Here is a 22,090-nt window from a genome sequence, read left to right as displayed (position 1 = left end):
GTCTACTCCGCTTGAAAGCTGGCGAGATCGGCTGCGATGATGCACCGCACCCCGTCCGGCTCGTAATCTACTGTGACGCTGCTGTTGAAAGTTCCGGCCAGTCCGGCGCGGATCAGGCGAGTCCCAGATCCGGTTCTCGCGGGAGGATTAGCGGGCGGCCCGCCACTTTCCTTCCATGACAACAAGAATCTCGGGGCGGCTTCGTTCCGCTCGACTTGCCAGTTAATCGCAACTGAGCCGACGGGCGTGGAAAGCGACCCGTACTTTGCTGCGTTGGTCGAAAGCTCGTGCAGGATCAGCGACAGCGACAGAGCAGGCCGGGAGCCCACCATGATGGCGGGGCCTCTAGCGACAATGCGCCGCTCGATCCTGTCATCGTGCAGCAGCGTGATGTCGTGGACGATCTGGTCGACCGATGTGCGTCCGGACTCGCCGAGGAGGATCAGATCATGCGCCTTGGCGAGTACATGGATGCGAGCGTTCAGCGATCGGCTTGCTGTGGCCAGATCGGGCGCCGTGCGCAGGCTCTGGTTGACGATGGCCTGCACCATGGCCAGCTGGTTTTTCATCCGGTGGCCGAGTTCACGATTGAGGGTGGCTTGGTTGGCCTGCGCCTCCAATCTGCTGATGACGGAATGGGTGCGGTCGGCGATCTCGGTCGCGAAATCTATTTCCTCGCGACTCCAGGCGCGTGGTTCCGTCTGGTGGACGAACAGGACTCCGGCCAGCTCTCGCCGCTCGAGTAGTGGCACGTTGATCACGGCAGCGACGCCATGAGATCTGTAGGCTTCCCGGTCTCGGCCCAGCCAGAGAACGGTATCGACATTGCCCACCGACATCGTAACCCCGGCAGCCAGACGTTCGACTGACGCGGGAAGCAGGCCGCGTGTGTGCTGGCCGACGAGCGAAGCGACACCCTCATCGGTCCAATCGCGCAAAACTTCTACACTGTCCATCTTGAGATCAAGACGGAGATACCCAGCCCGCGAGGCGCCAAGGGTGCCCCCCAGTGCTCGAGACGCAACTTCGATCGCTTCGGCGACGGTCCCTACGTCGCGCAGGCGATCACCCGCCTCGAGTAAGGCGTGTTGCCGGTCGAGTTGGCGTCGACGCTCGGTAATGTCCTGAACCACCCCGGACATACGGACGACGTTGCCCGCCTTATCGCGAACGAACTCCGCCTGCCGGGCAATCCAGCGCACGACCCCATCGTCGCGGCGCCTGATTCTGTATTCGACCGCAGCTTTTGCCGAACCGCTGCGGCGAGTTTTGTCGTTCGACGGTGCAGACTGGTCTTCGGCCAGGACCAACGCTTCGCTGACCGACGCTGGGTATGTGTCCGAAAGCGGCAACCCGAAAATGCGACAGTACTCCGGTGAAACCGTCATGATGCTGGACCGGACGTCGACCTGGAAGGTGCCGATGCCGCCCGCCTCTTCGGCATTTCGCGCCAGCTCGAGGCTGGCTCTGAGGTCGATGCTGTGACGCTGCGCATCTTCCTCGGTCTTTGAGACGAGCCGGCGCAATTCGAGCTGCATCATGACCTGGCGGGCAAGCGCCCGAAGCACCTGCTGCTGCGGCTCCGTCAAACCTGTGGGGCGCGGTACGGTATCGATGACGCACAAGGTGCCAATGACGACCCCTTCCGGGGTGATCAGCGGTGCGCCCGCGTAGAATCGGATGAAGGGGTCCTGCGTGACGAGCGTATTGTTCCTTGTTCGAGGATCCGCCGTCAGGTCGGGAATGACCAGCAGGTCAGTCTGGCGCAGCGCATGCGCGCATACCGATTGCTCGATCGGCGTTTCGCACGCCTCAAAGCCTACCCTTGCCTTGAACCACTGGCGGCCTACTTCGACGAAACTCACCAGCGAGACGGGCGTCAGGCACACGTGCGATGCAATCTGAACGATGTCGTCGAACCCGGCTTCGGCGGGTGTGTCGAGAATTTGGTAGGCGTCCAGCGCGGCAAGCCGGGAGGCCTGCAAAAAGCGGTCGGAATTTTCGAGCACGTGTCCCCCGGGGCACCGCACAAAGGCGCAATTCACTATACGCCGCCAGGCGGGTTTAGTTGCACTGCCTATCGAAAGCGGTCCTCGCCGTCGCTCGAAGGCGGCTCGCCAACTTAGGCGAGGTATTTGTCCACTCTCGATCGGGCCAGCTCCGCGCAGGCCAATTCGCCCGCCTTTTCGCTGACCTTTGCCGTGATCGGAGCGGTTTTGCCGCCAGGCTCGGCAATTCTTGCAACCCATCGGCCTTCGATCAGCCGAGTCGCAATGCGGTATCCACGATAAACCTCGTCAACTTGCCTTCCCTTGAGCAGAAGGCTGCAACTACGCACCTGCTGCGGCACGAGTTTCGGCCCCTTGGTCAAGCGTTTGAGAGGATGCCGTGAACGGCCGCCGGCGCGACCGGTTCCCGCAACAAGATGTGATGACTATTCGGGATCGTGCGAACGGCGTGATCGTCGGTCGGTTGCGGCTAAATCCGACGAAATTTCGCGATCAGCGGGCTATCGCGCCAGGCCGTTGTCGAAGCTATTCGCGCCACAGCCGGTAACTTCATGTAACCCGGCGAAGGAGAGGAACGATGATGCACAATCAACTGAGCCGCCGCAACCTGCTGAAATGGAGCGGGGCCGGAGCGACCGTACTCGTCGCCGGAGCCCTGCTGCCCAACTTCGGAATTTCCCCGGCGCTCGCCGCCGACCTGGGCGAAGGCGATGTCGGCGTCCTGAACTACGCCTATGCGCTCGAACAGCTCGAGGCTGCGTTCTACTCGATGGTGATCGAGACGCCCTATTCGGGTATGACGGAAGAAGAGACCAGTTGGCTGACCGACATTCGCGACCACGAAGTCGAGCACCGCGACTTCCTCAAGACGGCACTGGCCGATGGGGCCATTCCTGACCTCGAGGTGGACTTCTCCGCTGTCGATTTCGGCAGCCGCGAGAGTGTCCTCACCACCGCCAAGACGTTCGAGGACCTCGGCGTCGCCGCCTATAACGGCGCCGGCAAACTGATCGAGAACCCCGACTACTTGCTTGCCGCTGGCAAGATCGTGTCGGTCGAGGCCCGCCATGCTGCCGCAATCCGCGATTTGCTGAACATGGACAGCGTGGCTTTCGCCGGTGACGACGTGGTTGACAAGAACGGTCTCGACGGGGCGCTGGAGCCGGCCAAGGTGCTCGCCGCCGCTGGCCCGTTCATCAAGACCGAAGTCACCGCCAAAGCCTTCATGTGAGGAACGCAAAAATGACCAACAATAATCTCCTCACCGGCATCGACCCGGAAATCACCGAGCGTCTCGTGGCCCACGACCGTCAGCTGCTGCGCTCCTCGGCGCTGAAGCTCGGCGCTCTCGCCAGTGCACCGCTGGTGCTTGCCATGGCTTCACAGGAGGCTTTCGGCCAGGACATGCCTGCCGAAGTCACCGACGTGCTGCTCTTCGCACTGACGCTGGAGCACATCGAGGATGCGTTCTATCGCTCTGGTCTCGATGCCAAGGGTCTGATCCCCGACAAGTATGTCGGGATTTTCAACCAGATCGGAAAGCACGAGGCGGCGCACGTCGCCCTGCTGAGCGGCGCCTTGGGCGCCAAGGCAATCAAGCGCCCGGCGCTCGATCTCACCGCCGGCGGCAAATATGCCGATGCGCTGACCAACTTCGACACCTACCTGACGCTCAGCCAGACGTTCGAGGATCTGGGCGTGGCCGCCTATAAGGGCCAGGCCGCCAACCTGATCTCCAGCGATGACCTGCTGACCGTCGCGCTCCAGATCCACTCGGTGGAGGCTCGTCATGCCGCCATCGTCCGCAAGATCGGCGGCAAAAAGAGCTGGGACGGCGCGTTCGACGAGCCGATGACCAAGGACGAGGTCCTCGCGGCCGCCAAGCCGTTCCTCGCCTAGTTCCGGGTTAACTCACGCACGACAGGGCCGCACCTCGGTGCGGCCTTTTTCCTGCGATTGGTCCGCTCAGTCGGTCGCCACACCAAGTATCGGACCCCGTTGCGCTCCTGCACCAACGCCGCTGTGCGTAACTCGACAGCCTCGTCGCGCTCCGACTGCCACGTCGCCTCCGCCCGGACCACGGCCGGCGTCGTCGTGCGATGGGCCTCATCGATCAGCCGCTCGATTTCGGCGAGATTGTTCCGACCGCCGTGGTGGTGCCGTTGACCACCATCTGCGGACTGAACGGTCCTCGCTGGCCCAGCGCCGGCTCGTAGATGCGCCGCCGGTCGGTGTATTCAGGCCGGCCGAACGAGTCCTTCCAGCCCAGATAATCCCAGTCGGTGACGGCGAAACTGAGGACCAGCACGTCGTCCCGCTGGCTGAGGCTGATGAGGTTGGCATTGGCCGGAGGGCAGGACGAGCACCCCTGGCTGGTGAACAGCTCGACGACAACGGGCTGATTGTCCGCGGCCACGGAATGCCCCGCGGGCGCAAGCGCGACGAGCGCCGCAGGCCAAGCAGAAGCTGTTTGGTTTTCCTGATGACTCCATGCAAGCGGGGTGCGGTTTTCCGCACCCCGTCTCGAGCTACATCGCGGCGGGCATTGCCTCGACGGGGGTGAAGGTCACGTGAGCCACCGGTGCGTTGACGTCCCAGTTCCACTCCTTGGGAGCGTCGACATCGCCGCGAATGCCCGTATGCCAGGTCACGACGCCGTTCTCCGGGTCGCGTTCGTTGCCAGCGCCGAGCGCGCCGAGAAAGCCCTTCTTCTCGTTGTTGATTTCCGAGCCGGCGTCGTAACCACGCACGTCGATGGTCGTGGCAGCGGTCAGTCCGTAGCCATCGAACCCGGTAAAGCCGGAGAAGCCATCATTGGTGTTGCCGAGCATCCAGACGCCATCGATTAACGGATGCGCCTCGTCGACATGCACGAAAACGGTGCGGGTCTGGCCCGGAAGCGCGTGAATGGCGAGCTGTGCGTCGCCGATCGCGGAGTCGGTGTTTTTTGCCGCGGCGACGCTGAACATTCCGATATTGCCGCCTTCGGCGACCGCCGCCAGCGCGTCGCTGGCCTTGTCACCGAGCTTGAACAATGGTGCGGCCGCCGCCGAACGGCTTTCAAACACTGAGGGGGAGAAAGGCTGGCCGGTCAGTACGTTCTCGAAGGTTATCATGATGGTCTTGCCGCCTGCCATCATCGGCGAACCCATCGCCATGGCGTCATTGGCCATCATCATGGGGTCGGTCATCGGCCCGGCCATCATGGCGTCGGGGGCCATCTTGTCCTGCGCGGCCACGGGCACCACCGACACGGCAGCAGCCGAAAGCACGGCGTAGGCAATAGCAGTCATCTGGCGCGAACGATGCGTCATGGCAATTCCTCACGATTCTGGTTTCGATCCTTGTCAGGCGCTCGCGGCGCCAATGTCAGGGAGTTCGCCGCAGCCCGTCAGGCGGTTACAGACTCGCCCATCACTAGGCCGTGACGACAACGTCAACGGAGGGTCAAGTGTCGGCCGCTGGCCTCACAGCCCGCAATGTCGACGCGTCTGCCTGCACCCACTGAGTGCAACAGGCACCAGGTCGCTGTAGCAGTTTCCAGGACACCTGTTATGCCATCTCCTCAACCTCACCCCGCCTGCACCTGATGCTGGATGATTTTCATCCGCAGCCGGCGGCATCCTCGAGCAACGCGTCGATGCGCAGCGCAGGCTTTATTCGGTGCGCCCCGAGGCCATCGGGGCCATTGGCCGGTGGTCGCTGACCTACAAGCAATTCTGGCAGCAGAGCACCGGAGGCGGTCTGTCTCGTCGCGCCGCCTCGCGCCAGAATAGTCACTGCGACAGCGACGTAGGGCCAGGCAGGATGTCGTATGGGTGCCGCCAGCCCGGTAACGCCATGAGCCGGGCTTTCCACGCTTCGATGCCGCTGAACTGCGATCGGTCGATCCCGGTCGGCTCCGGCATGAAGACGTAGCCTGCCAGCGAAAAGTCGGCGATCGTCGGACGGTCGCCGACAATGAAGTCTTGGCCGCGAAGATGCTTGTCGACGATGCGGTAGGCACCGAGTGCGCGCTCGCGGAGGAACGACGTGACAGCGTCCTCTTCGACCTTCTTCACCCCTACCATGAACCGCAAGGTTGCGTAGTAACCGGTGAACTTGTGGTTGTCGAACAGCACCCAGCGCCAGATTTCGCGCGCCTCTTGCTCGGACCGCGGGCCGAACTTGCCAGTCGTCTTGGCCAGGTAGTCCAGGATAACACCAGACTGGGAGAGCCTGAGGCCGGCGTGTTCCAGCACCGGCGCTTCACCGAGTTCGTTCACCTCCGTTCGATAGCGATCGGTGTGCGTCTCGCCACCCAGGTAGTCGACAAAGATCGGCTCCCAATCGGCTCCTGCGAGTTCCAGGAAGAGCGCGACCTTGTATGAGTTGCCTGAGAGAGCGAAGCTGTGCAGTCGGTAGTCGGCCATTTGGTCCTTCCGGGATCGGCGTCGCGCCTTCAGCAGACATCACGGATGCGATGACTGCTGGCGCCAGGCGATTGTCCCATAGTCGCGTTATGGTGAATACGGATCATTCGCCAGCTTTTATGAAAGACGAAGCCGCTCGCTACCAGGCTGATTGCGCGGACTTCCACGGTCCCTCGCCAAGTGGAACGGCGGGTCATCGCACGTGTGACGCCAGGGTCCGTTTCAGGCCGGAGGGAGAGCTGGAAGCCAACCGCTTCGCCACTGGCCGCATTGCCCCGAAGTGGCATAGCTGCCGTTCTGGTCGGCAATGGTGATGGGGCATCGATCGACGGGTCGACGCCTTCGAGCGGGGGGCAGGGTCCTCGCGAACGTCCCGAGATCATCTTCGTTCCGGTTTCATGCGAAAATAAACCCTGACAGCCAGCGTCCCAAATCGGCGACTGGACCCGTTGCTACGTTCGCGCGAGCCCATGGAGGGCTCACAAACTCGGAACGGAACGATCATGATAACCGCAGGGCTAAACCGACGGAACTTGCTCAAGTGGACAGGCGTAGGTGCAACCGTGATGGTGGCCGGCGCGATGCTGCCCAACTTCGGTATCTCGACAGCATTGGCCGCCGATCTCGGCGCCGGTGACATTGGCGTATTGAACTACGCCTATGCACTCGAACAGCTTGAGGCCGCTTTCTACATCCAGGTGGTCAAGACGCCTTATGCAGGCATCACCAAGGTTGAACTTTCCAACCTGAAGGCCATACGCGACCACGAGATTGCGCACCGCGACTTTCTCAAGAAGGCGCTTGGTCGCAAGGCGATCCCGGGACTCGAGGTCGATTTCTCCTCGGTCGACTTCACCAGCAAGAAAAGCGTTCTCGGCACTGCCGACGTATTCGAGAACCTCGGCGTTGCGGCCTATAACGGTGCCGGCCAACTGATCCAGAACGTCGACTACCTGGCGGTGGCCGGGTCGATCGTCTCGGTCGAAGCCCGCCATGCCGCTACTATTGCCGAACTGCTGTCCGGTTTCGGCAAAGCCGCTGCCGGAGGCAAGAATGTCAACTCCAAGGGCCTCGATGGCGCGCTGTTGCCGTCGCAGGTGCTCCCGAAGGCGGCGCCGTTCATCGTGACGCCCGTCACCGCCAACGCACTGAGCTGAGGAACAAGATCATGAACAATCAAGAAGACTTCATCCTCGACGGTATCGACCCTGAGGTTGGTGAGCGCATCGACGCCGGACGCCGCCATCTGTTTGCCCGCTACGCGCTACCCGCCGCCGCGCTTGGCAGTGCGCCGCTCATCATCGCAGCTTCCGCGCAGACCGCATTTGCTGCGGGCGGGTTGCCCAAACAGGTGGTCGATGTCCTCAACTTCGCGCTGACGCTCGAATATCTCGAGGCGGCGTTCTATAAGAAGGCCAACGGCTCATCTGGCCTGATCCCCCGCCAGTACCGTCAACTCTTCCGCACTATTGGCGCGCATGAGACTGCTCACGTCGCCCTGTTGAAGGGCGCCCTCGGCAGCGCTGCGGTCAAGGCACCGGGCGTCGATTTCACTGCCGGCGGCAAGTACGCAGACGTGTTCTCGAACTTTGAGACGTTTGTCGCGGTGTCGGCAACCTTCGAAGACCTGGGTGTCGCAGCGTACAAGGGGCAGGCGGGCAACCTCATCGGCACGCCAGTGCTGACCACCGCGCTGCAGATCCACTCCGTGGAAGCTCGCCATGCCGCGGCAGTTCGGCCGCTTGCCGGCAAGCCTGGCTTCGATGGCGCCTTCGACAAGCCGAAGACCAAGGCGCAGGTGTTGGCCGCAGCGACACCGTTCCTCGCCTGATCCGGCGAGCCGCACGAGCGGCTCCAGCAGAGCTTTCGGCCTCCCTTGGGGCCGAGGGAGTGGTCCGGCAGACATCGCTGCTCACAGGGTGCCTGTCGGATCACGCGGCCACGGTCATCTCCGTCGCCTCGGGGGTGAAACGCTGAAGCCGAGGCCGAGTGTGAAAACCCGGCGATGACCAAGCCGGCGATGCAGCCGACCAGTAGGGGGCCGCCAGGGCCCGGCGGCACCTCACACCTCGAGTCATCCGGCCTCCATACCGACGTCCCACGTGCCGTGATCGGCTGGTTCGTCTCGCGGATCGCCGCTTGCGCTTCGTGCGGACCGCGGCCGCGCACATCACGACCTCGCACCGGGCCTTGCAAGAAACAGCTATGTGACAGGGCAATTCGACAAAAAAGTATCGGACGGAACGCAAGTGCGTGGTAGCGCGAGGCGCGGGCAGGGGATTAGCGTTGTGTCGTTGGCAGCCAGGAACAACCCGGCGCTACATCGCAGTCGGTGAGCCGCAGGGCCGCGACGCGGGGGAGGACAGCATGAATCCAGATCTGGAACTCGTGCGGATCGGCGAGAAGGAATCCTTCAAGGCGTGGGAGCACGGCTACCCGTTCCACACAGTGCGCTGGCACTTCCACCCCGAGTATGAACTGCACCTCGTCTGCGCCACCGCGGGGCACTATTTCGTCGGCGATTTCATCGGCCGCTTCAGCGGCGGCAACCTGGTGCTGGTCGGGCCGAACCTGCCGCATAACTGGGTGAGCGAGATCCCCGACGGCACGTCGGTGCCGCTGCGCAGCCGGGTGATGCAGTTCACCGAAGGCTTCATCGATGGCGCCGTCGCCAGTTTCCCCGAACTCGCGGACACAAGAGGGCTGTTCGAGCGCAGCCGCGCCGGCGTGGTGTTCAGCGCCGAGACCTCGGAGCGCGTCGCCCCGCTGCTGGCCCAACTGGTCCAGGCGCGCGGCGTCGAGCGCATTGCGCTGTTCCTGCAGATACTCGTGGAGCTCGATCGCGACAGCGGCGCCAAAACCTTGACCAGCCCGCGCTATCTCCCCGACCCCTCCGGCTTCATGTCCAAGGGCCTCAACGAGGTGCTGGCGCATATCAACGACAACCTGGTCGAGCCGCTCGACGAGCCGACCCTGGCGCAGCTCGCCGGGGTTACGCCGTCGACGCTGTCACGCAGCTTTCGCCGCCACACCGGGCAATCGCTGACCAAGTATGTCAACCGTCTCAGGGTGAACCTCGCCTGTCAGTTGCTGATGACGCCCGATTGCGCCTCGGTCACCGAGGTCTGCTACGCCTCGGGCTTCAATAACCTCTCCAATTTCAACCGGCAATTCCTGGCGCAGCGCGGCGTGACGCCGTCGCAGTTCCGGCGCCTGCTCTCGGAAAACAAGAGTTTCAGGGAGGCCGCATGACAAGAGGCCTCATGGGAGCGGTGCCGCGGCTTTGCGCGGCCGGGCCGCCCTAGAACCAGCCGTCCCCAATAAGGGATCAGACCATCAGTATCCGGCAAAGGACCGCATCGGCCAGGGCACGCCCCGGGCCGTATCGAGGAGGCTTTTGCCGGGCTGTCGACCCCGGCTCGTCGGGGGGATGCGACGAGACCGCACGCCAAAAACCCAAGGAGGAGAAAGCATGCGCACCACCACTCTCAAGGCTTCCGTCCCGGCAGCCCTTCTGCTCACCTTCGCCGGCCTGTCTGCCGCCCAGGCGGCCTCGACCGTCGCCTTCCTGATGCCCGACCAGGCCTCCACCCGCTACGAGCAGCACGATTGGCCGGGCTTTGAGGCCGCCATGAAGGAACTCTGCGCCGATTGCACGCTGATCTACCAGAACGCCAATGCCGATGCGGCGCTGCAGCAGCAGCAGTTCAACTCGGTGATCGCGCAGGGCGCCACCGTCGTGGTGCTCGACCCCGTCGATTCCGCCGCTGCCGCGGCGCTGGTCGAGATCGCCCACTCGCAGGACGTCAAGGTCATTGCCTATGATCGTCCCATTCCGGACCAGCAGGCCGATTTCTACGTCTCGTTCGACAATGAGGGCATCGGCTATGCCATCGCGCAGTCGCTGGTCGATCACCTGAAGGCCAAGGGTGTTGCTGCCGGCGCCGGCGTGCTGCAGGTCAATGGCTCGCCCACCGACGCGGCGGCCGGCCTGATCCGCGACGGTATCGACCGCGCCCTCGACGCATCGGGTTTCGTGACGCTGGCCGAATTCGATACGCCCGACTGGGCGCCTCCGGCGGCGCAGGAATGGGTGGCCGGCCAGATCACCCGGTTCGGCGACCAGATCGTCGGGGTGGTGGCGGCCAATGACGGCACGGGGGGCGGCACCATCGCGGCGCTCAAGGCGGCCGGTGTGGATCCGGTGCCGCCGGTGACCGGCAATGACGCCACCATCGCGGCGCTGCAGCTGATCATCGCGGGCGACCAGTACAACACGATCTCGAAACCCTCCGAGATCGTGGCGCGGGCCGCCGCCGAAGCCGCGGTGGGCCTGATCGCGGGCACGCCGCCCGAGGCGACGCATACGCTCTACGATACGCCCTCGCAGCTGTTCGTGCCGGCGGTGGTGACCAAGGAGAACATCAAGGAGATCATCTTCGACGGTGGCATCCAGACCGCGGCGGAAGTCTGCACGGCCGAATATGCCGAGGCCTGCGCGGCGCTCGGCATCAAGTAAGATGAACCCGCCCCGTCCGGACGTTCCGGGCGGGGCATCAAGCCCATCGCGGTGGGAGGAACAGTCGCAATGCCCCAGTCGAACCCAGCTCCAGGCGAACCAATCCTGCGCCTCAGGCAGATATCGAAGAGCTTTGGCGCGGTGTCAGCGCTCACCGATATCGAACTCGATATCCATGCCGGCGAAGTGGTGGCGCTGGTCGGTGACAATGGCGCCGGCAAGTCGACGCTGGTCAATATTCTCGCCGGTGTGCACCAGCCGACCACCGGGACGATCGAGTATCTGGGCCAGCCGGTGACCCTCGCCAACCCCAGCGCGGCGCTCGGCATGGGCATCGCCACGGTGTTCCAGGATCTGGCGCTGTGCGAAAACCTCGATGTCGTCGCCAACCTGTTTCTGGGCCATGAGCTGTCGGCCTGGCGGCTCGACGAGGTCAAAATGGAGCTGAGGGCCTGGGCGCTGCTCAGCGAGCTCGCGGCGCGCATCCCCTCGGTCCGCCTGCCCATCGCGTCGCTGTCTGGCGGCCAGCGCCAGACCGTTGCCATTGCCCGCTCCCTGCTGCGCGACCCCCGGATCATCATGCTCGACGAGCCGACCGCGGCGCTGGGCGTCGCCCAGACCGCCGAAGTGCTGAACCTGATCGAGCGGGTGCGCGACCGCGGCCTGGGGGTGATCGTCATCAGCCACAATATGGACGAGGTGCGGGCCGTGGCCGACCGCATCGTCGTGTTGCGGCTGGGCCGCAACAATGGGGTGTTCACCGCCGACACCAGCCACGAAGACCTGGTCGCGGCCATTACCGGCGCGGCGGAGAATTCGGTGACCCGCCGGCAGAAATCGCGGGCCGATCGCGACGGAGGAGCTGCCCATGAGCAACGCTGATCGACCCCCCGCCACCGCGCCGCTCGACCGCTCGGACAACCGCCTGCGCGACGACCAGAGCTTTGCCGGGGCCTTCCGGGCTTTTCTCGACCGGGTGCGCTCGGGCGACCTGGGCATGCTGCCGGTCGCCATCGGCCTCGTGGTGATCTCGCTGGTGTTTACCGCGCTCAATCCGGTGTTCCTCGCGCCCAACAATCTGGTCAACCTGCTGTTCGACTGCGCCACGGTGGGCGTCATCTCGCTGGGCATCGTCTGCGTCTTGATCCTCGGCGAGATCGATCTGTCGGTCGGCTCGATGAGCGGGCTCGCCTCGGCGATCATCGGGGTGCTCTGGGTCAATGCCGGCATCCCCTTAGTGTTCGCGATCGTTCTCGCGCTGGGGACCGGGGCCCTGGTCGGCGTGGTCTACGCCATCCTCTTCACCCGGCTCGGCATGCCCAGTTTCGTGGCAACACTGGCGGGCCTGTTGGCGCTGCTCGGGCTGCAGCTTTACCTCCTCGGCTCGACCGGATCGATTAACCTGCCGTATCAATCCGAGCTGGTCCGCTTCGGGCAGATCCTGATCATTCCGGACTGGGTGACCTATGGGCTGGCGGTGCTGCCTGGCGTTGCCATGGTGCTTGGCGGGCTCGGCACCAATCGGCAGCGCCTTGCCGAAGGGCTGTCGCCGATCGCCATCCGGCTCGTCGTCACCAAGGCGCTGATCCTCACCGCGGCGCTGCTGTTCGCCGGCTGGTATCTCAATCTCGGCCGCGGCCTGCCCTGGATGTTCGGGCTGTTCGTCCTGCTGGCGGTGGTGCTCAACTACGGCCTCACCCGCACCAAATGGGGGCGCTCGATGTTTGCGGTTGGCGGCAACCGCGAGGCGGCGCGGCGCGCCGGCATCAACGTCAAGCGCATCTACATGTCGGCGTTCGTCCTCTGCTCGACGCTGGCGGCCGCGGGCGGCATCCTTGCTGCATCGCGCCTCGCCTCGTCGAGCCAGCAGGCCGGCACCGGCGACGTCAACCTCAACGCCATCGCGGCGGCGGTCATCGGTGGCACCAGCCTGTTCGGTGGGCGGGGCAGCGCCTGGTCGGCAGTGCTCGGCATCATCGTCATCCAGGCGATATCGAACGGGCTTACGCTGCTCAACCTCAGCTCCTCGCTACGCTACATGATTACCGGCGCGGTCCTCGCCATCGCGGTCATCGTCGACTCGTTGGCCCGCCGGAGCCGAGCCTCGCACGGCCGCGGCTGATCTCAAGGAGCTAGAAAATGACACAGCAATTGCGCGGCAAGGTTGCCGCGGTAACCGGCGCGGCCTCGGGCATTGGGCTTGAATGCGCCCGCACGCTGCTCGCGGCCGGGGCGAAAGTGGTGCTGATCGATCGCGCCGCCGATCGGCTCGCGGCACTGACGCGAGAGCTGGGGCCGGAGGCCTTCGCCCTCGAGATCGACCTGCTCGATCACGCCCAAGTCGATCGGCTGGGAGAGCGGATCGTGGCGCTCGCTGGCGGGCTCGATATCTTCCACGCCAATGCGGGCGCCTATGTCGGCGGGCCGGTGGTTTCGGGCAACCCCGATGAGTGGGAGCGTGTCCTCAGCCTCAACGTCAACGCCACCTTTCGTGCCATCCGCGCGGTGCTGCCGCACCTCGTGGCGCAGAAATCGGGTGACGTGGTGGTGACCAGTTCAATTGCCGGTCTCGTGCCGGTGGTGTGGGAGCCCATCTATACGGCCTCGAAATTCGCCGTACAGGCCTTCGTCCACACGCTGCGCCGTCAAGTGGCCGGCGACAATGTGCGGGTGGGCGCGGTGGCGCCCGGGCCGGTGGTGACCGCGCTGCTCGATGACTGGCCGAAAGAGAAGATGGCCGAGGCGCTCGCCAATGGCAGCCTGATGCAGCCGCGCGAAGTGGCCGAGGCGGTGCTGTTCATGGTGACGCGCCCCAAGGGGGTGACGGTGCGCGACCTGGTGATCCTGCCGACCACCGTTGACCTCTAAGGGAGAGCCCACGATGAGCGCAGCCCCCTATCACCTGGTGGGTGTCGATGTCGGCACCGGCAGCGCCCGAGCCGGGGTGTTCACGCCGGAGGGGCGGATGCTCGCTTCGGCCAAGCGCGATATCGCCAATTTCCACGACAGTGGCGGCATGGTCGAGCAATCGAGCACCGACATCTGGAATGCCGTCTGCTTCTGTGTGAAGGAAGCGGTGCGCCTCAGCGGCATCGCGCCGGCCAGCGTCGCCGGGCTTGGCTTTGACGCCACCTGTTCGCTGGTTGTGCTGGGGCAGGGGGGCGTGCCGCTGCCGGTCGGCCCCTCCGAGGATCCCGAGCGCGATATCATTGTCTGGATGGACCATCGCGCCGTCGCCGAGGCCGAGCGGATCAACGCCATCGGCCACGAGGTGCTGCGCTATGTCGGCGGCACCATCTCGCCCGAAATGCAGACGCCTAAGCTCCTGTGGCTCAGCGAGAACCGGCCGCAGGTGTTTCGCGATGCCTGGCAGTTCTTCGACCTCTCGGATTTCCTCAGCTGGCGCGCCACGGGGAGCCTCGTGCGCTCATCGTGCACCGTGACCTGCAAATGGACCTATCTGGCGCATGAGCAGCGCTGGGACCCGAGCTATTTCGAACAGGTCGGGCTGGGCGAATTGGCGCGGGAGGGTTTTGTCCGCATCGGTACCGAGGTCGTCCCGCCGGGCACGCGGGTCGGCGGCTTGAACGAGGCCGCGGCGACTGAACTCGGGCTCATGGCCGGCACTCCGGTGGCGGCCGGCATGATCGATGCGCATGCCGGCGGCATCGGCACGGTCGGCGCCATCGGGGCTGCCACCGACAACCTCGGCTACGTCTTCGGCACCTCGTCCTGCACCATGACGAGTTCGGCGACGCCGGCGTTCGTGCCGGGAATCTGGGGGCCGTATTTCGATGCGATGGTGCCCGGCATGTGGCTCAGCGAGGGCGGCCAGTCGGCGGCCGGCGCCGCCATCGACCGCCTGGTGGCGCTGCATCCGGCAACAGCGACGGCGCGCGAGAGCGCGGAGCGCCTTGGGCAATCGCTGCCGGGGTACCTCGCGCGCTCAGCCGAGCAACTGGCCGGCGGCGCCTCCGGCGCGGTGCGGCTGGCGGACGGGCTGCACGTGGTTCCTGAGTTCCTCGGCAATCGCGCGCCGTTTGCCGACCCGCATGCGCGCGCCATCATTGCCGGGCTCGGCATGGACCAATCCGAAGCGAGCCTCGTGGCGCTCTACATCGCCGGGCTGTGCGGCATCGGCTACGGCCTGCGCCAGATCATCGAAACCCAGAACAGCCAGGGCGTGCGGGTCAAGCGCATCGTCATCAGCGGCGGCGCCGGCGGCGACGACCTGGTGCGGCAATTGCTGGCCGACGCCACCGGCCTGCCGGTCGTCGCCACGGCAGCGGAGGAGCCGGTCCTCCTCGGCTCCGCCATCCTTGGCGGCATGGCGGCGGAGCGCTGGCCGAGCATGCACGAGGCCATGGCAGCAATGACCTCGGTTCGAACGACATACGAGCCGATCGAAGGGGAGTTGCAGGTGATCCATGCCCAGCGCGCTCAGACCTACGGTCTGCTGCAGGCGCTGATGCGGAGCCGCTAGCGGGAGCCCATTCGCACCACGTCGGATCGGCAGCCCGGCTTTCGTCGCGCCAGCGAGGACCGCCTCGATCTGGCTTAACTGCACCGCCGTCCGCCGGTCTTCTGGCTCAATCCTTCGCCGGCGGAATGGGGTAGTTGTCGAGAAAGGGGATGGCGAGCCGGCTCAGCTCGGTCGACGTGACAATGTCGTAATGCGTGACGTTGGGGATCACGGCGAAGTGGCTCTCGCCCATGCCGGAGCGGTCCCAGCCGGCATCCTGCGCACTGCCGCCGAGCAGTTCGTAGAGGCGCGTGGCGCCCGAGATGCGCACGGCGTCCCAGTCGGCGACGACGAGCAGCGTGGGCGCCTTGACCTGGGGCACCTCAGCGGACCAGTCATAGTCCTGGCCGATAAAGGCGACGAACTCCCTGACCGCGTCAGGAAAGCTCGCGTCGCCCCCCGGAGCCTTGGCGATGTAACCCTGGTGCTGCGGGCTGCCGATCAGGCTTTTGGCCGTCCCCTCGGGGTCGGTCCCCATCGCCTTCATGCCCTCGAAGTTGTAGCTGTGCCAGTTGGCGTAGGCATGCACCATCGAGACCAGCACCAGCCGGTCGACAACCTCGGGATGGTCGATCGCCACCCGCAGCGCCGTGGCGCCGCCAAGCGAATAGCCCATCAGATCGGCCTTCTCGTAGCCGAGGAACTCGATGAGTTCAGCGACATCGGTGGCGAGCGCGTCGAAGGTGATCGGGCGGCCCAGCGGTCCGGTGCCGCCATGGGCCTGCAGGTCGACGCCGATGACCTTGCGGCTTTTGGCCAGGAGCTCGATGTTCGGCCCGAACATCTCGACCGTGCCGAACCCGCCGTGCAGCAGGATCAGCGGCTCGCCCTCGCCATAGCTCTGGTACCAGATCCTGACGCCGTTGACGTCGGCGTAGCCGGACTCGGTCGGGGTAGGAATTGCTGGCATGGTTTGCTCCTGGGCTTGCACGATCGAGGGCACCGCGAGCACGAGCATCGCGGCGGCGACAAGGGTAGGCAGGTTGGTCTTGGGCATCGTTGAACTCCTCTGGTTCGGGTGGCTGAAGGGAGCGGCCTAGGGCCTCGAAAGGATCAGCTTGACGCTGGCATCGAGCGGAGCTCCCCAGTCGCCCGGTTCCGGCCAGACATGAAGGCCGGGACGGACCTCGGCTTGGCCGGGAAGAAACTCATAGTGGAGGGTAGAGACGCCGACGCGGAGCCCGGAATTGGGCAGGTTGAAGCGCCGCGCTTCCTGCCAGTTATTGGGCGCCGCCCCGGCCGGCTCACCGGCAAGGATGGCGTTGGTCATGGTCATGAAATCGACAGCGTTGGTCATCGCCGCCGAGAAGGTGGCGCGACCGATCAGCACGTAGAGCGTGCCACGCTGGTTGAGCCAGGGGCGGCTGGCGATCGCTTCGACGAAGGCGCGGCCAGCGTTGTAGTCCCCACCGGTGTTGTCGCGCAGGTCGACAATGAGGCGAGGGGGGTGCTGCGCGTCCAGAGACGCAAGGAGGGCGGCTGCCGCGTCGGCAAGTCCGGCGTAGGAGCGCCAGTTCACATAGACGGCGCCGTCGGCCAGCACTTCGGTCCAGAGGCCCTGCGTCTCGTTCCGCCGCCACAGCGGCGCAGCGCCATTGAGGATCGCTAACGCGCCAGCCTCGGATTTGGCGGTCATCTCGATCTGCGTGCGATCGCCATCCGCCACCTCCAGGGTGAGCGCGACCGACGGGCCATCGACGATGCCGGCGGCCGCGAGGATGGCGGGATTGCGCAGCAGGCCGGGCAGGGCCGCCCGCACGAACCACTCGGTCTCGCCGGCAGCAATGAACGGGCGCAGGCGATCGATAACCTCTTCCACTGCCACGGCATCCACCGCGATCAGCCGTGCTCCCAGCAGCTCCTGATGGTCAGCGGCAATGCCGATCACGCGCAGCCCATCCTCGAACCAGAACAGTTCGACCGGGAGGCGTGCCTGGTCATCGGGCAGCGCCACTTCGGTATGGCCGTCGCCGATCAGCGCGCCGAGCTTGACGAACTCCGATGCGATACCTGTCCCATCGAGCTGGGGTATCGCCGCACGAACGTGAGCCACCTCGCTCTCGAACCGTGGGCGCGAAATCCGGTGGAAGGGCGAGCCATGCTTTTGTGAAAGGATCTCCGCCAACTGGTCGAGATCCTCCAGCCACTGGGCCGTCGTCAGATCCAGGTTCGCCTCGGGCGGCTCGAAAAACCTCTGCGCGTCGAGATCGGTGCGCTGGGCGCTGATCGTGCCATGGGCCTCGCCGAGCCCGAAGGTGCCCGTCAGCGTATCGCCGTCGATGATCAGGCTCATGTCACCCGCGCCGCCGGGCCCCTCGTAGCGCCCAGTGATGGTGTGGCCCTCCTGTATCGCGGTCATCTCGAAGCTGCCGATCGGCATCGAGATGCTGCCCTCGACCGCGGCGCCGACCCGGCGAAGCTCGAGGTGGATCGGCAGGGACGGCTGAGACTCGATCCGAGCCTCTCCGGCGAAGCGTTCTGGCAGATCCTCTGCGGCCGCCGCGCCAATGGCAGCGCTCAGCCAGAGCAGGAGAAGGGCGCCGAGCACCCGGGTGAAAACCGTCATGAATGACTTCCCGAAACCTATTAAAACGCTTTGCGAGACGACGGGACCTGGGCCAGTTCACGCCCAGCCGATGGCGAGCATCCAGGTGGCGATGTTCAGCAGCAGCAGGATCAGGGCGATCTGCAGCGTCATCCGAAGCCGTTGAATGATCGTCCAGTTCTCAGCCATGTCTGCCTCGATCCGCAGCGCCAGGGCGCGGTGCATGGCCGGGAGGCCGACCGGCGTCTTGCCTTCCGCGTACTGGTTCAGCAGGGTGCTTGGCGCGAAGCGGAACTTGTACTGGTCGTAGGGCCACACCATGCAGACGACCAACCCGCCGATCGTGAACAACATCGCCATGGCGAGCCAATCGAACGCCCCCAGCCCGTCGGACAGCGCCCTGTTGCCGAGCAGGGAGTTTACGAACGCCGTAGCGAAGATGAGGCTGCCCGCTCGCATGTTCATGCCTTCGACCAGCGTCTGCTGCTGGGTGAGGCCGCGCACCGCCTCCGCATAGACGAAGGACAGGCGGGGATCGTCTTCAGCGTCACTCATGCGTCCGCCTCGCCGGCGCCGGCCAAGGCCGCATCACCCGGCGCGACGCAGCAAGGTCAGATGCGTGACCCCGCTGGGCGCCGAGACAGCCTCGATCGCATAGGTCTGCTCCAACGCCTCGAGTCCATCCCAGAGCCGCGCGCCCCGGCCGAGCAGCATGGGCGTCACCGCGATATGCGCGTGGTCGATCAGGCCTTCGGCAAGGAAGTCCCGGATGACTGTGGCCCCTCCGCCGATGCGAACGTTCTGCCCATTCGCCGCGTGGCGCGCCATCTCGAGTGCCTCGGCAGGCGGGGCATCGACGAAGTGGTAGGTCGTGCCACCCTCCATCTCGATCGGGGGACGAACATGCTGGGTCAGCACGAAGACCGGTGTATGGAAAGGTGGGTTGGCGCCCCACCAGCCTTTCCAGTCGCCATTCCCGTGCCAGCCCGGGTAGCCGAACTTGCCGGCCCCCATGATCTCGGCGCCAATGCCGATGTCATGCTGGCGGACGAAGGCGTCGTCGACGCCGGCGCTGCCACCTGCTTCGGCGGATTTTTCCCGCCACCACCGGGTCTCGAACATCCATTCGTGCAGCCGTTCGCCGGCATGGCCAAACGGCGCCTCCCGGCTTGTTCCTTCGCCGGTGCCGAAGCCGTCGAGCGAGATGGAAAAGTTCTGGACGCAAACAAGCGACATAGCGGGTGCTCCTTCGTGGCTAGATTGTCGTTGCGCGGACTTAGTCCGCGCGGGTCGCCGAGGCAGACCGGCGAGCGGCTGGCCACGGAACCGTCCAGCCGAGGACCATCGTCCGGCCCGGACCGTGCACGGCTGCGAACAACAGCCCGGCGATGAAGGTGAGATGATTGATGAACAGGCCCATCTGCACCGGGTTGCCCGGCCAGGTGGCCGGCCCATAGAAGGCAAAGCCGAGGAACAGCACATAGGCTGCGGCCAGCACCGCGGCCTCGGTGAAAAAGGCGCCGGTGAGGAACGCCAGGACGAGGCCGAACTCGAAGAAGGCGGACGCCCAGGCAAAGAACAGGGGGGCCGGGAAACCGATTGACGCGATAGCGGCGGCGGTGTCGCCGATAGACAGGAACTTCATGACCACGGCGACGAGGAAGGCGCCGCTGAACAGTAGTCGCGCCACGAAAATAGCGAGTGTGCCGAGCATTGGACTCCCTCCCACTTGACTGGCAGTGCGGCGCCTGTGCTTGCCTACAACTGCCTTGCTGCTAGCATGAAGGTCGCTTCGGGCAGGCGCAGGGTCGATTTTTGCGGTCCACTCTGCCTGTCACCGCAAAGGGTGTGCCATGAACCGCACGCGACCGACTGCCGCGTCGATAGCCGAGCTGGTTTCAGGGGCCCGCAACCGCGAACTGGCGTGGCCCGACATCGTGGTGGATTATGCTTGGCTGCCGCCGTGGGAGGGGCAGACGGAAGTCCGCCCCAACCGGGTGAAGGTGGTCTTTTCAGCCCATAACGATGTTGCGGTCGAGCACGAGGGCATTGTGCAGGACGTGCGGGTGCGCCCGGGGAGCGCCTATCTGATGGGCACGGGCGCGACGCGACTTCTGCGTACCCGCGAGCACAGCGACACGCTGGACATGTATCCCGATCTCGAGTTGCTGACCGCCGAGGCCGAGGCGCGGGGACTCGTGGGTTTCGCCATTGAACCGACGATGGGGCCCGGCCGGACCGAGGCGTTCGATGTCCACCCAATCTTTCTGGGCCTTGCACATAAGTTCCGGCAGGCCTGCATCGGTACGATCGCGCTGTCCGACATCGAGGCATCGACGCTCGCCTGCCGTCTCATCGATGGCATCCTGTCCCTGCATGGTTCCAGCAGGAAGGTGAAGACCACCGGCAAACTCGACACCGCCAAACTCAAGGCGGTCTGCGACCGCGTCGAGGAGAACCTGACAAGCAAGCTTTCGCTGCCGTTCCTCGCCCGGGTGTGCGAGCTGAGCCCATGGCACTTCGCCGTTCAGTTCAAGGCGGCGACCGGCCTGTCACCCGGGCAATACGTGCTCGGGCGGCGGCTGGAACTCGCCAAGCGTCTCGTTCTCACCACGGATCTGTCGGTCTGGAATATTGCCTGGTCGGTCGGCTTTGAGAACATCAGCCATTTCCGCCGGCAGTTTCGCAGCCATCTTGGCTTCCTGCCAGGCGAGTTGCGACGCGCCACCAATCAGCGCCTGCCTGGTTGATGTCGACAACTGTGGCCGGCGCAAGCGGCGCAGGCGACGTCGGCTTCGCACCCATAAGCAGCAATCCCGGACCAGCTTCCGGTCGATGCCCCTCAAACTGGCAGCCCGGCTTTCCTCGCGCCAGCGAGGACTGCCTCGATCTGGCTCGGCTGCACCGCGGTCCGGCTGAGCCGCTCGGCCAGCGCGAAGTTCGGATTGATCGCCATCAGCTCGGCCCAGACCTGCCGCGCCGCCTCGAGCTGGCCGAGATGGCCGAGGGCAGCAGCAAGATATCCACGCGACGTATCGGTGCCGGGCATCAGGAGGATGCGCTCGCGGAACAGCGCGGCGGCCGTCTCGTAGCGGCCGCCATAGAAGTAGGCCCGGCCGAGAAACTGCAGGCACAGCAGGGTTGAACCCAGCGACGGGTCGAGCCGCGTACACCGCTCGAAGTGCGGAATGGCCTCGAGCGGTACCTCGTTGGCGAGGCAAAGGTGGCCCTGCAGGTTGCTGGCCATCTCGGCATCGGGGTTAAGCGCGATTGCGATTGCGGCTTCGCGGCGAAACCGGTCGAAATCGCGGGCGAACATGGCGAGGAGCGCCACGACGAAGTGCGCGCCGGCGTGGTCGGGCGCGAGCTCCAGCATCCGTTCCCCCAGATGCCTCCCCACCTCGAGCGAGCGGTCGGGTGTGTCGGTCCAGCAGTTCACGTAATCCATGTTATGGGCGATCGCGAGCTCGCCCATTGCGCCGACATAGGATGGATCGCGCTCGACGGCCCGTTGGAGCAGGTCGACGGCCCGCTTGTGCACGTCGAGGGTCTGAATGGGGCCACCGAGCAGCGCGCGGCCGCGCATCATCAGGTCCAGCGCCTCGATGTCGTTGGTCCCGCCCGCCGTCGCCTTTGCCGTTTCCGCCCGTGTCAGTTTGAGCTTGAGGGCATCGACGATCCGCCGGGTCACCTCGTCCTGGATGGCGAAGACATCGGCCAGCTCGCGATCGTAGGTCTCGGCCCAGAGCTGCGCGCCGCTGCCCGCGTCGGCGAGTTGCGCACTCATGCGCAGCCGTGAGCCGCCGCGCCGCACGCTCCCCGACAGCACGTAGCGCACATCGAGATCGCTGCCGACCTTGCGCACGTCGACGTCACTGCCGCGATAGGCAAAGCTCGAATTGCGCGAGATCACCAGCAGCCCCGGAAGCTTGCCGAGGGCGACGATGAGCTGCTCCGCCAGCCCATCGGCGAAGAAGGCCCTGGAGCTTATCCACATCTTACGCTGCCGACGAGCGCACTTGTGCAGAGCTCCGCGGGCGCCGGCACGTTCACGTACAAACACCTCAACGTGTCACTACGTGA

General features: G+C 65.2%; 21 protein-coding genes. 11 read left to right on the top strand and 10 right to left on the bottom strand.

Translation table 11 applies throughout. The features are described from left to right. Positions 1–2 precede the first annotated feature (2 nt). Positions 3–2,009: a GAF domain-containing protein gene (locus VW23_RS11760; RefSeq protein WP_069909760.1), complete on the bottom strand. Its 2,007-nt coding sequence runs from the start codon at positions 2,007–2,009 to the stop codon at positions 3–5. 577 nt (positions 2,010–2,586) lie between these two features. On the opposite strand from VW23_RS11760, the gene VW23_RS11755 reads away from it, so the two are divergent. Together VW23_RS11755 and VW23_RS11750 are read left to right on the top strand one after the other, a co-directional pair. Next, the gene (locus tag VW23_RS11755) at positions 2,587–3,240 is read left to right on the top strand and encodes a ferritin-like domain-containing protein (RefSeq protein ID WP_069909759.1); all 654 of its coding nucleotides are present in this window, start codon (positions 2,587–2,589) and stop codon (positions 3,238–3,240) included. A gap of 11 nt (positions 3,241–3,251) precedes the next feature. After that, positions 3,252–3,908, top strand: a complete 657-nt coding sequence (locus VW23_RS11750) for a ferritin-like domain-containing protein (protein ID WP_069909758.1) — start codon at positions 3,252–3,254, stop codon at positions 3,906–3,908. 214 nt (positions 3,909–4,122) lie between these two features. Here the strand turns inward: VW23_RS11750 and VW23_RS28555 are convergent, their stop codons facing one another. The 3 genes from VW23_RS28555 to VW23_RS11735 form a co-directional block, all read right to left on the bottom strand. Then, a complete protein-coding gene (locus tag VW23_RS28555) occupies positions 4,123–4,425 on the bottom strand; it encodes a DUF1223 domain-containing protein (protein WP_141728306.1) in 303 nt (100 codons plus the stop codon). A gap of 112 nt (positions 4,426–4,537) precedes the next feature. After that, complete coding sequence (locus VW23_RS11740; protein WP_069909757.1) at positions 4,538–5,323, bottom strand: spondin domain-containing protein; 786 nt, start codon at positions 5,321–5,323, stop codon at positions 4,538–4,540. Between the two features lie 462 nt (positions 5,324–5,785). Then, positions 5,786–6,421, bottom strand: a complete 636-nt coding sequence (locus tag VW23_RS11735) for a glutathione S-transferase family protein (RefSeq protein ID WP_069909756.1) — start codon at positions 6,419–6,421, stop codon at positions 5,786–5,788. A gap of 503 nt (positions 6,422–6,924) precedes the next feature. Between VW23_RS11735 and VW23_RS11730 the strand changes: the two genes are divergently transcribed. The 8 genes from VW23_RS11730 to VW23_RS11695 all read left to right on the top strand — a co-directional run bounded on the left by VW23_RS11730 (position 6,925) and on the right by VW23_RS11695 (position 15,423). Further along, positions 6,925–7,578 carry a ferritin-like domain-containing protein gene (locus tag VW23_RS11730; RefSeq protein WP_201788040.1) on the top strand — a complete coding sequence of 218 codons (654 nt, stop codon included), beginning with the start codon at positions 6,925–6,927 and terminating at the stop codon, positions 7,576–7,578. 11 nt (positions 7,579–7,589) lie between these two features. Further along, a complete protein-coding gene (locus tag VW23_RS11725; protein ID WP_069909754.1) occupies positions 7,590–8,252 on the top strand; it encodes a ferritin-like domain-containing protein in 663 nt (220 codons plus the stop codon). A 536-nt stretch (positions 8,253–8,788) separates the two neighbouring features. Continuing rightward, complete coding sequence (locus tag VW23_RS11720) at positions 8,789–9,673, top strand: helix-turn-helix domain-containing protein (RefSeq protein ID WP_069909753.1); 885 nt, start codon at positions 8,789–8,791, stop codon at positions 9,671–9,673. A gap of 220 nt (positions 9,674–9,893) precedes the next feature. Beyond that, entirely contained in the window at positions 9,894–10,940 is a 1,047-nt protein-coding gene (locus VW23_RS11715) for an ABC transporter substrate-binding protein (protein ID WP_069909752.1), read from the top strand. Between the two features lie 69 nt (positions 10,941–11,009). Next, entirely contained in the window at positions 11,010–11,822 is an 813-nt protein-coding gene (locus tag VW23_RS11710; protein ID WP_069909751.1) for an ATP-binding cassette domain-containing protein, read from the top strand. Beyond that, positions 11,809–13,062, top strand: a complete 1,254-nt coding sequence (locus tag VW23_RS11705; protein WP_069909750.1) for a sugar ABC transporter permease — start codon at positions 11,809–11,811, stop codon at positions 13,060–13,062. Before VW23_RS11710 ends, VW23_RS11705 begins: the two co-directional genes overlap by 14 nt. Before the next feature lie 17 nt (positions 13,063–13,079). After that, entirely contained in the window at positions 13,080–13,808 is a 729-nt protein-coding gene (locus VW23_RS11700) for an SDR family oxidoreductase (protein ID WP_069909749.1), read from the top strand. 13 nt (positions 13,809–13,821) lie between these two features. Then, a complete protein-coding gene (locus tag VW23_RS11695; RefSeq protein WP_069909748.1) occupies positions 13,822–15,423 on the top strand; it encodes an FGGY-family carbohydrate kinase in 1,602 nt (533 codons plus the stop codon). Positions 15,424–15,529: 106 nt separating this feature from the next. Here VW23_RS11695 and VW23_RS11690 read toward each other — a convergent pair whose 3' ends face one another. The 5 genes from VW23_RS11690 to VW23_RS11670 are packed head-to-tail and all read right to left on the bottom strand — an operon-like array spanning position 15,530 to position 19,721. Next, entirely contained in the window at positions 15,530–16,459 is a 930-nt protein-coding gene (locus VW23_RS11690) for an alpha/beta fold hydrolase (protein ID WP_084645974.1), read from the bottom strand. A 39-nt stretch (positions 16,460–16,498) separates the two neighbouring features. Continuing rightward, positions 16,499–18,028 (bottom strand): S41 family peptidase, encoded by a 1,530-nt coding sequence (locus VW23_RS11685; protein WP_069909747.1) that lies wholly within the window; start codon positions 18,026–18,028, stop codon positions 16,499–16,501. 57 nt (positions 18,029–18,085) lie between these two features. Next, entirely contained in the window at positions 18,086–18,562 is a 477-nt protein-coding gene (locus VW23_RS11680; protein WP_069909746.1) for a hypothetical protein, read from the bottom strand. Positions 18,563–18,595: 33 nt separating this feature from the next. Beyond that, positions 18,596–19,243, bottom strand: a complete 648-nt coding sequence (locus VW23_RS11675; protein WP_069909745.1) for a dihydrofolate reductase family protein — start codon at positions 19,241–19,243, stop codon at positions 18,596–18,598. Between the two features lie 40 nt (positions 19,244–19,283). Further along, positions 19,284–19,721: a DoxX family protein gene (locus tag VW23_RS11670; protein WP_069909744.1), complete on the bottom strand. Its 438-nt coding sequence runs from the start codon at positions 19,719–19,721 to the stop codon at positions 19,284–19,286. 139 nt (positions 19,722–19,860) lie between these two features. Between VW23_RS11670 and VW23_RS11665 the strand changes: the two genes are divergently transcribed. Next, the gene (locus VW23_RS11665) at positions 19,861–20,757 is read left to right on the top strand and encodes an AraC family transcriptional regulator (RefSeq protein ID WP_069909743.1); all 897 of its coding nucleotides are present in this window, start codon (positions 19,861–19,863) and stop codon (positions 20,755–20,757) included. Between the two features lie 92 nt (positions 20,758–20,849). On the opposite strand, the gene VW23_RS11660 is transcribed toward VW23_RS11665, so the two are convergent. Next, positions 20,850–22,004 (bottom strand): hypothetical protein, encoded by a 1,155-nt coding sequence (locus VW23_RS11660; protein WP_069909742.1) that lies wholly within the window; start codon positions 22,002–22,004, stop codon positions 20,850–20,852. Between the last annotated feature and the right edge of the window lie 86 nt (positions 22,005–22,090).

The sequence above is a fragment of the Devosia insulae DS-56 genome, from assembly GCF_000970465.2.
In the GTDB taxonomy this organism is placed as follows: Bacteria; Pseudomonadota; Alphaproteobacteria; order Rhizobiales; family Devosiaceae; genus Devosia_A; species Devosia_A insulae.
The sequence above is the reverse complement of the archived record's forward strand: the minus strand, read 5'-3'. Positions and strand labels throughout refer to the sequence as shown.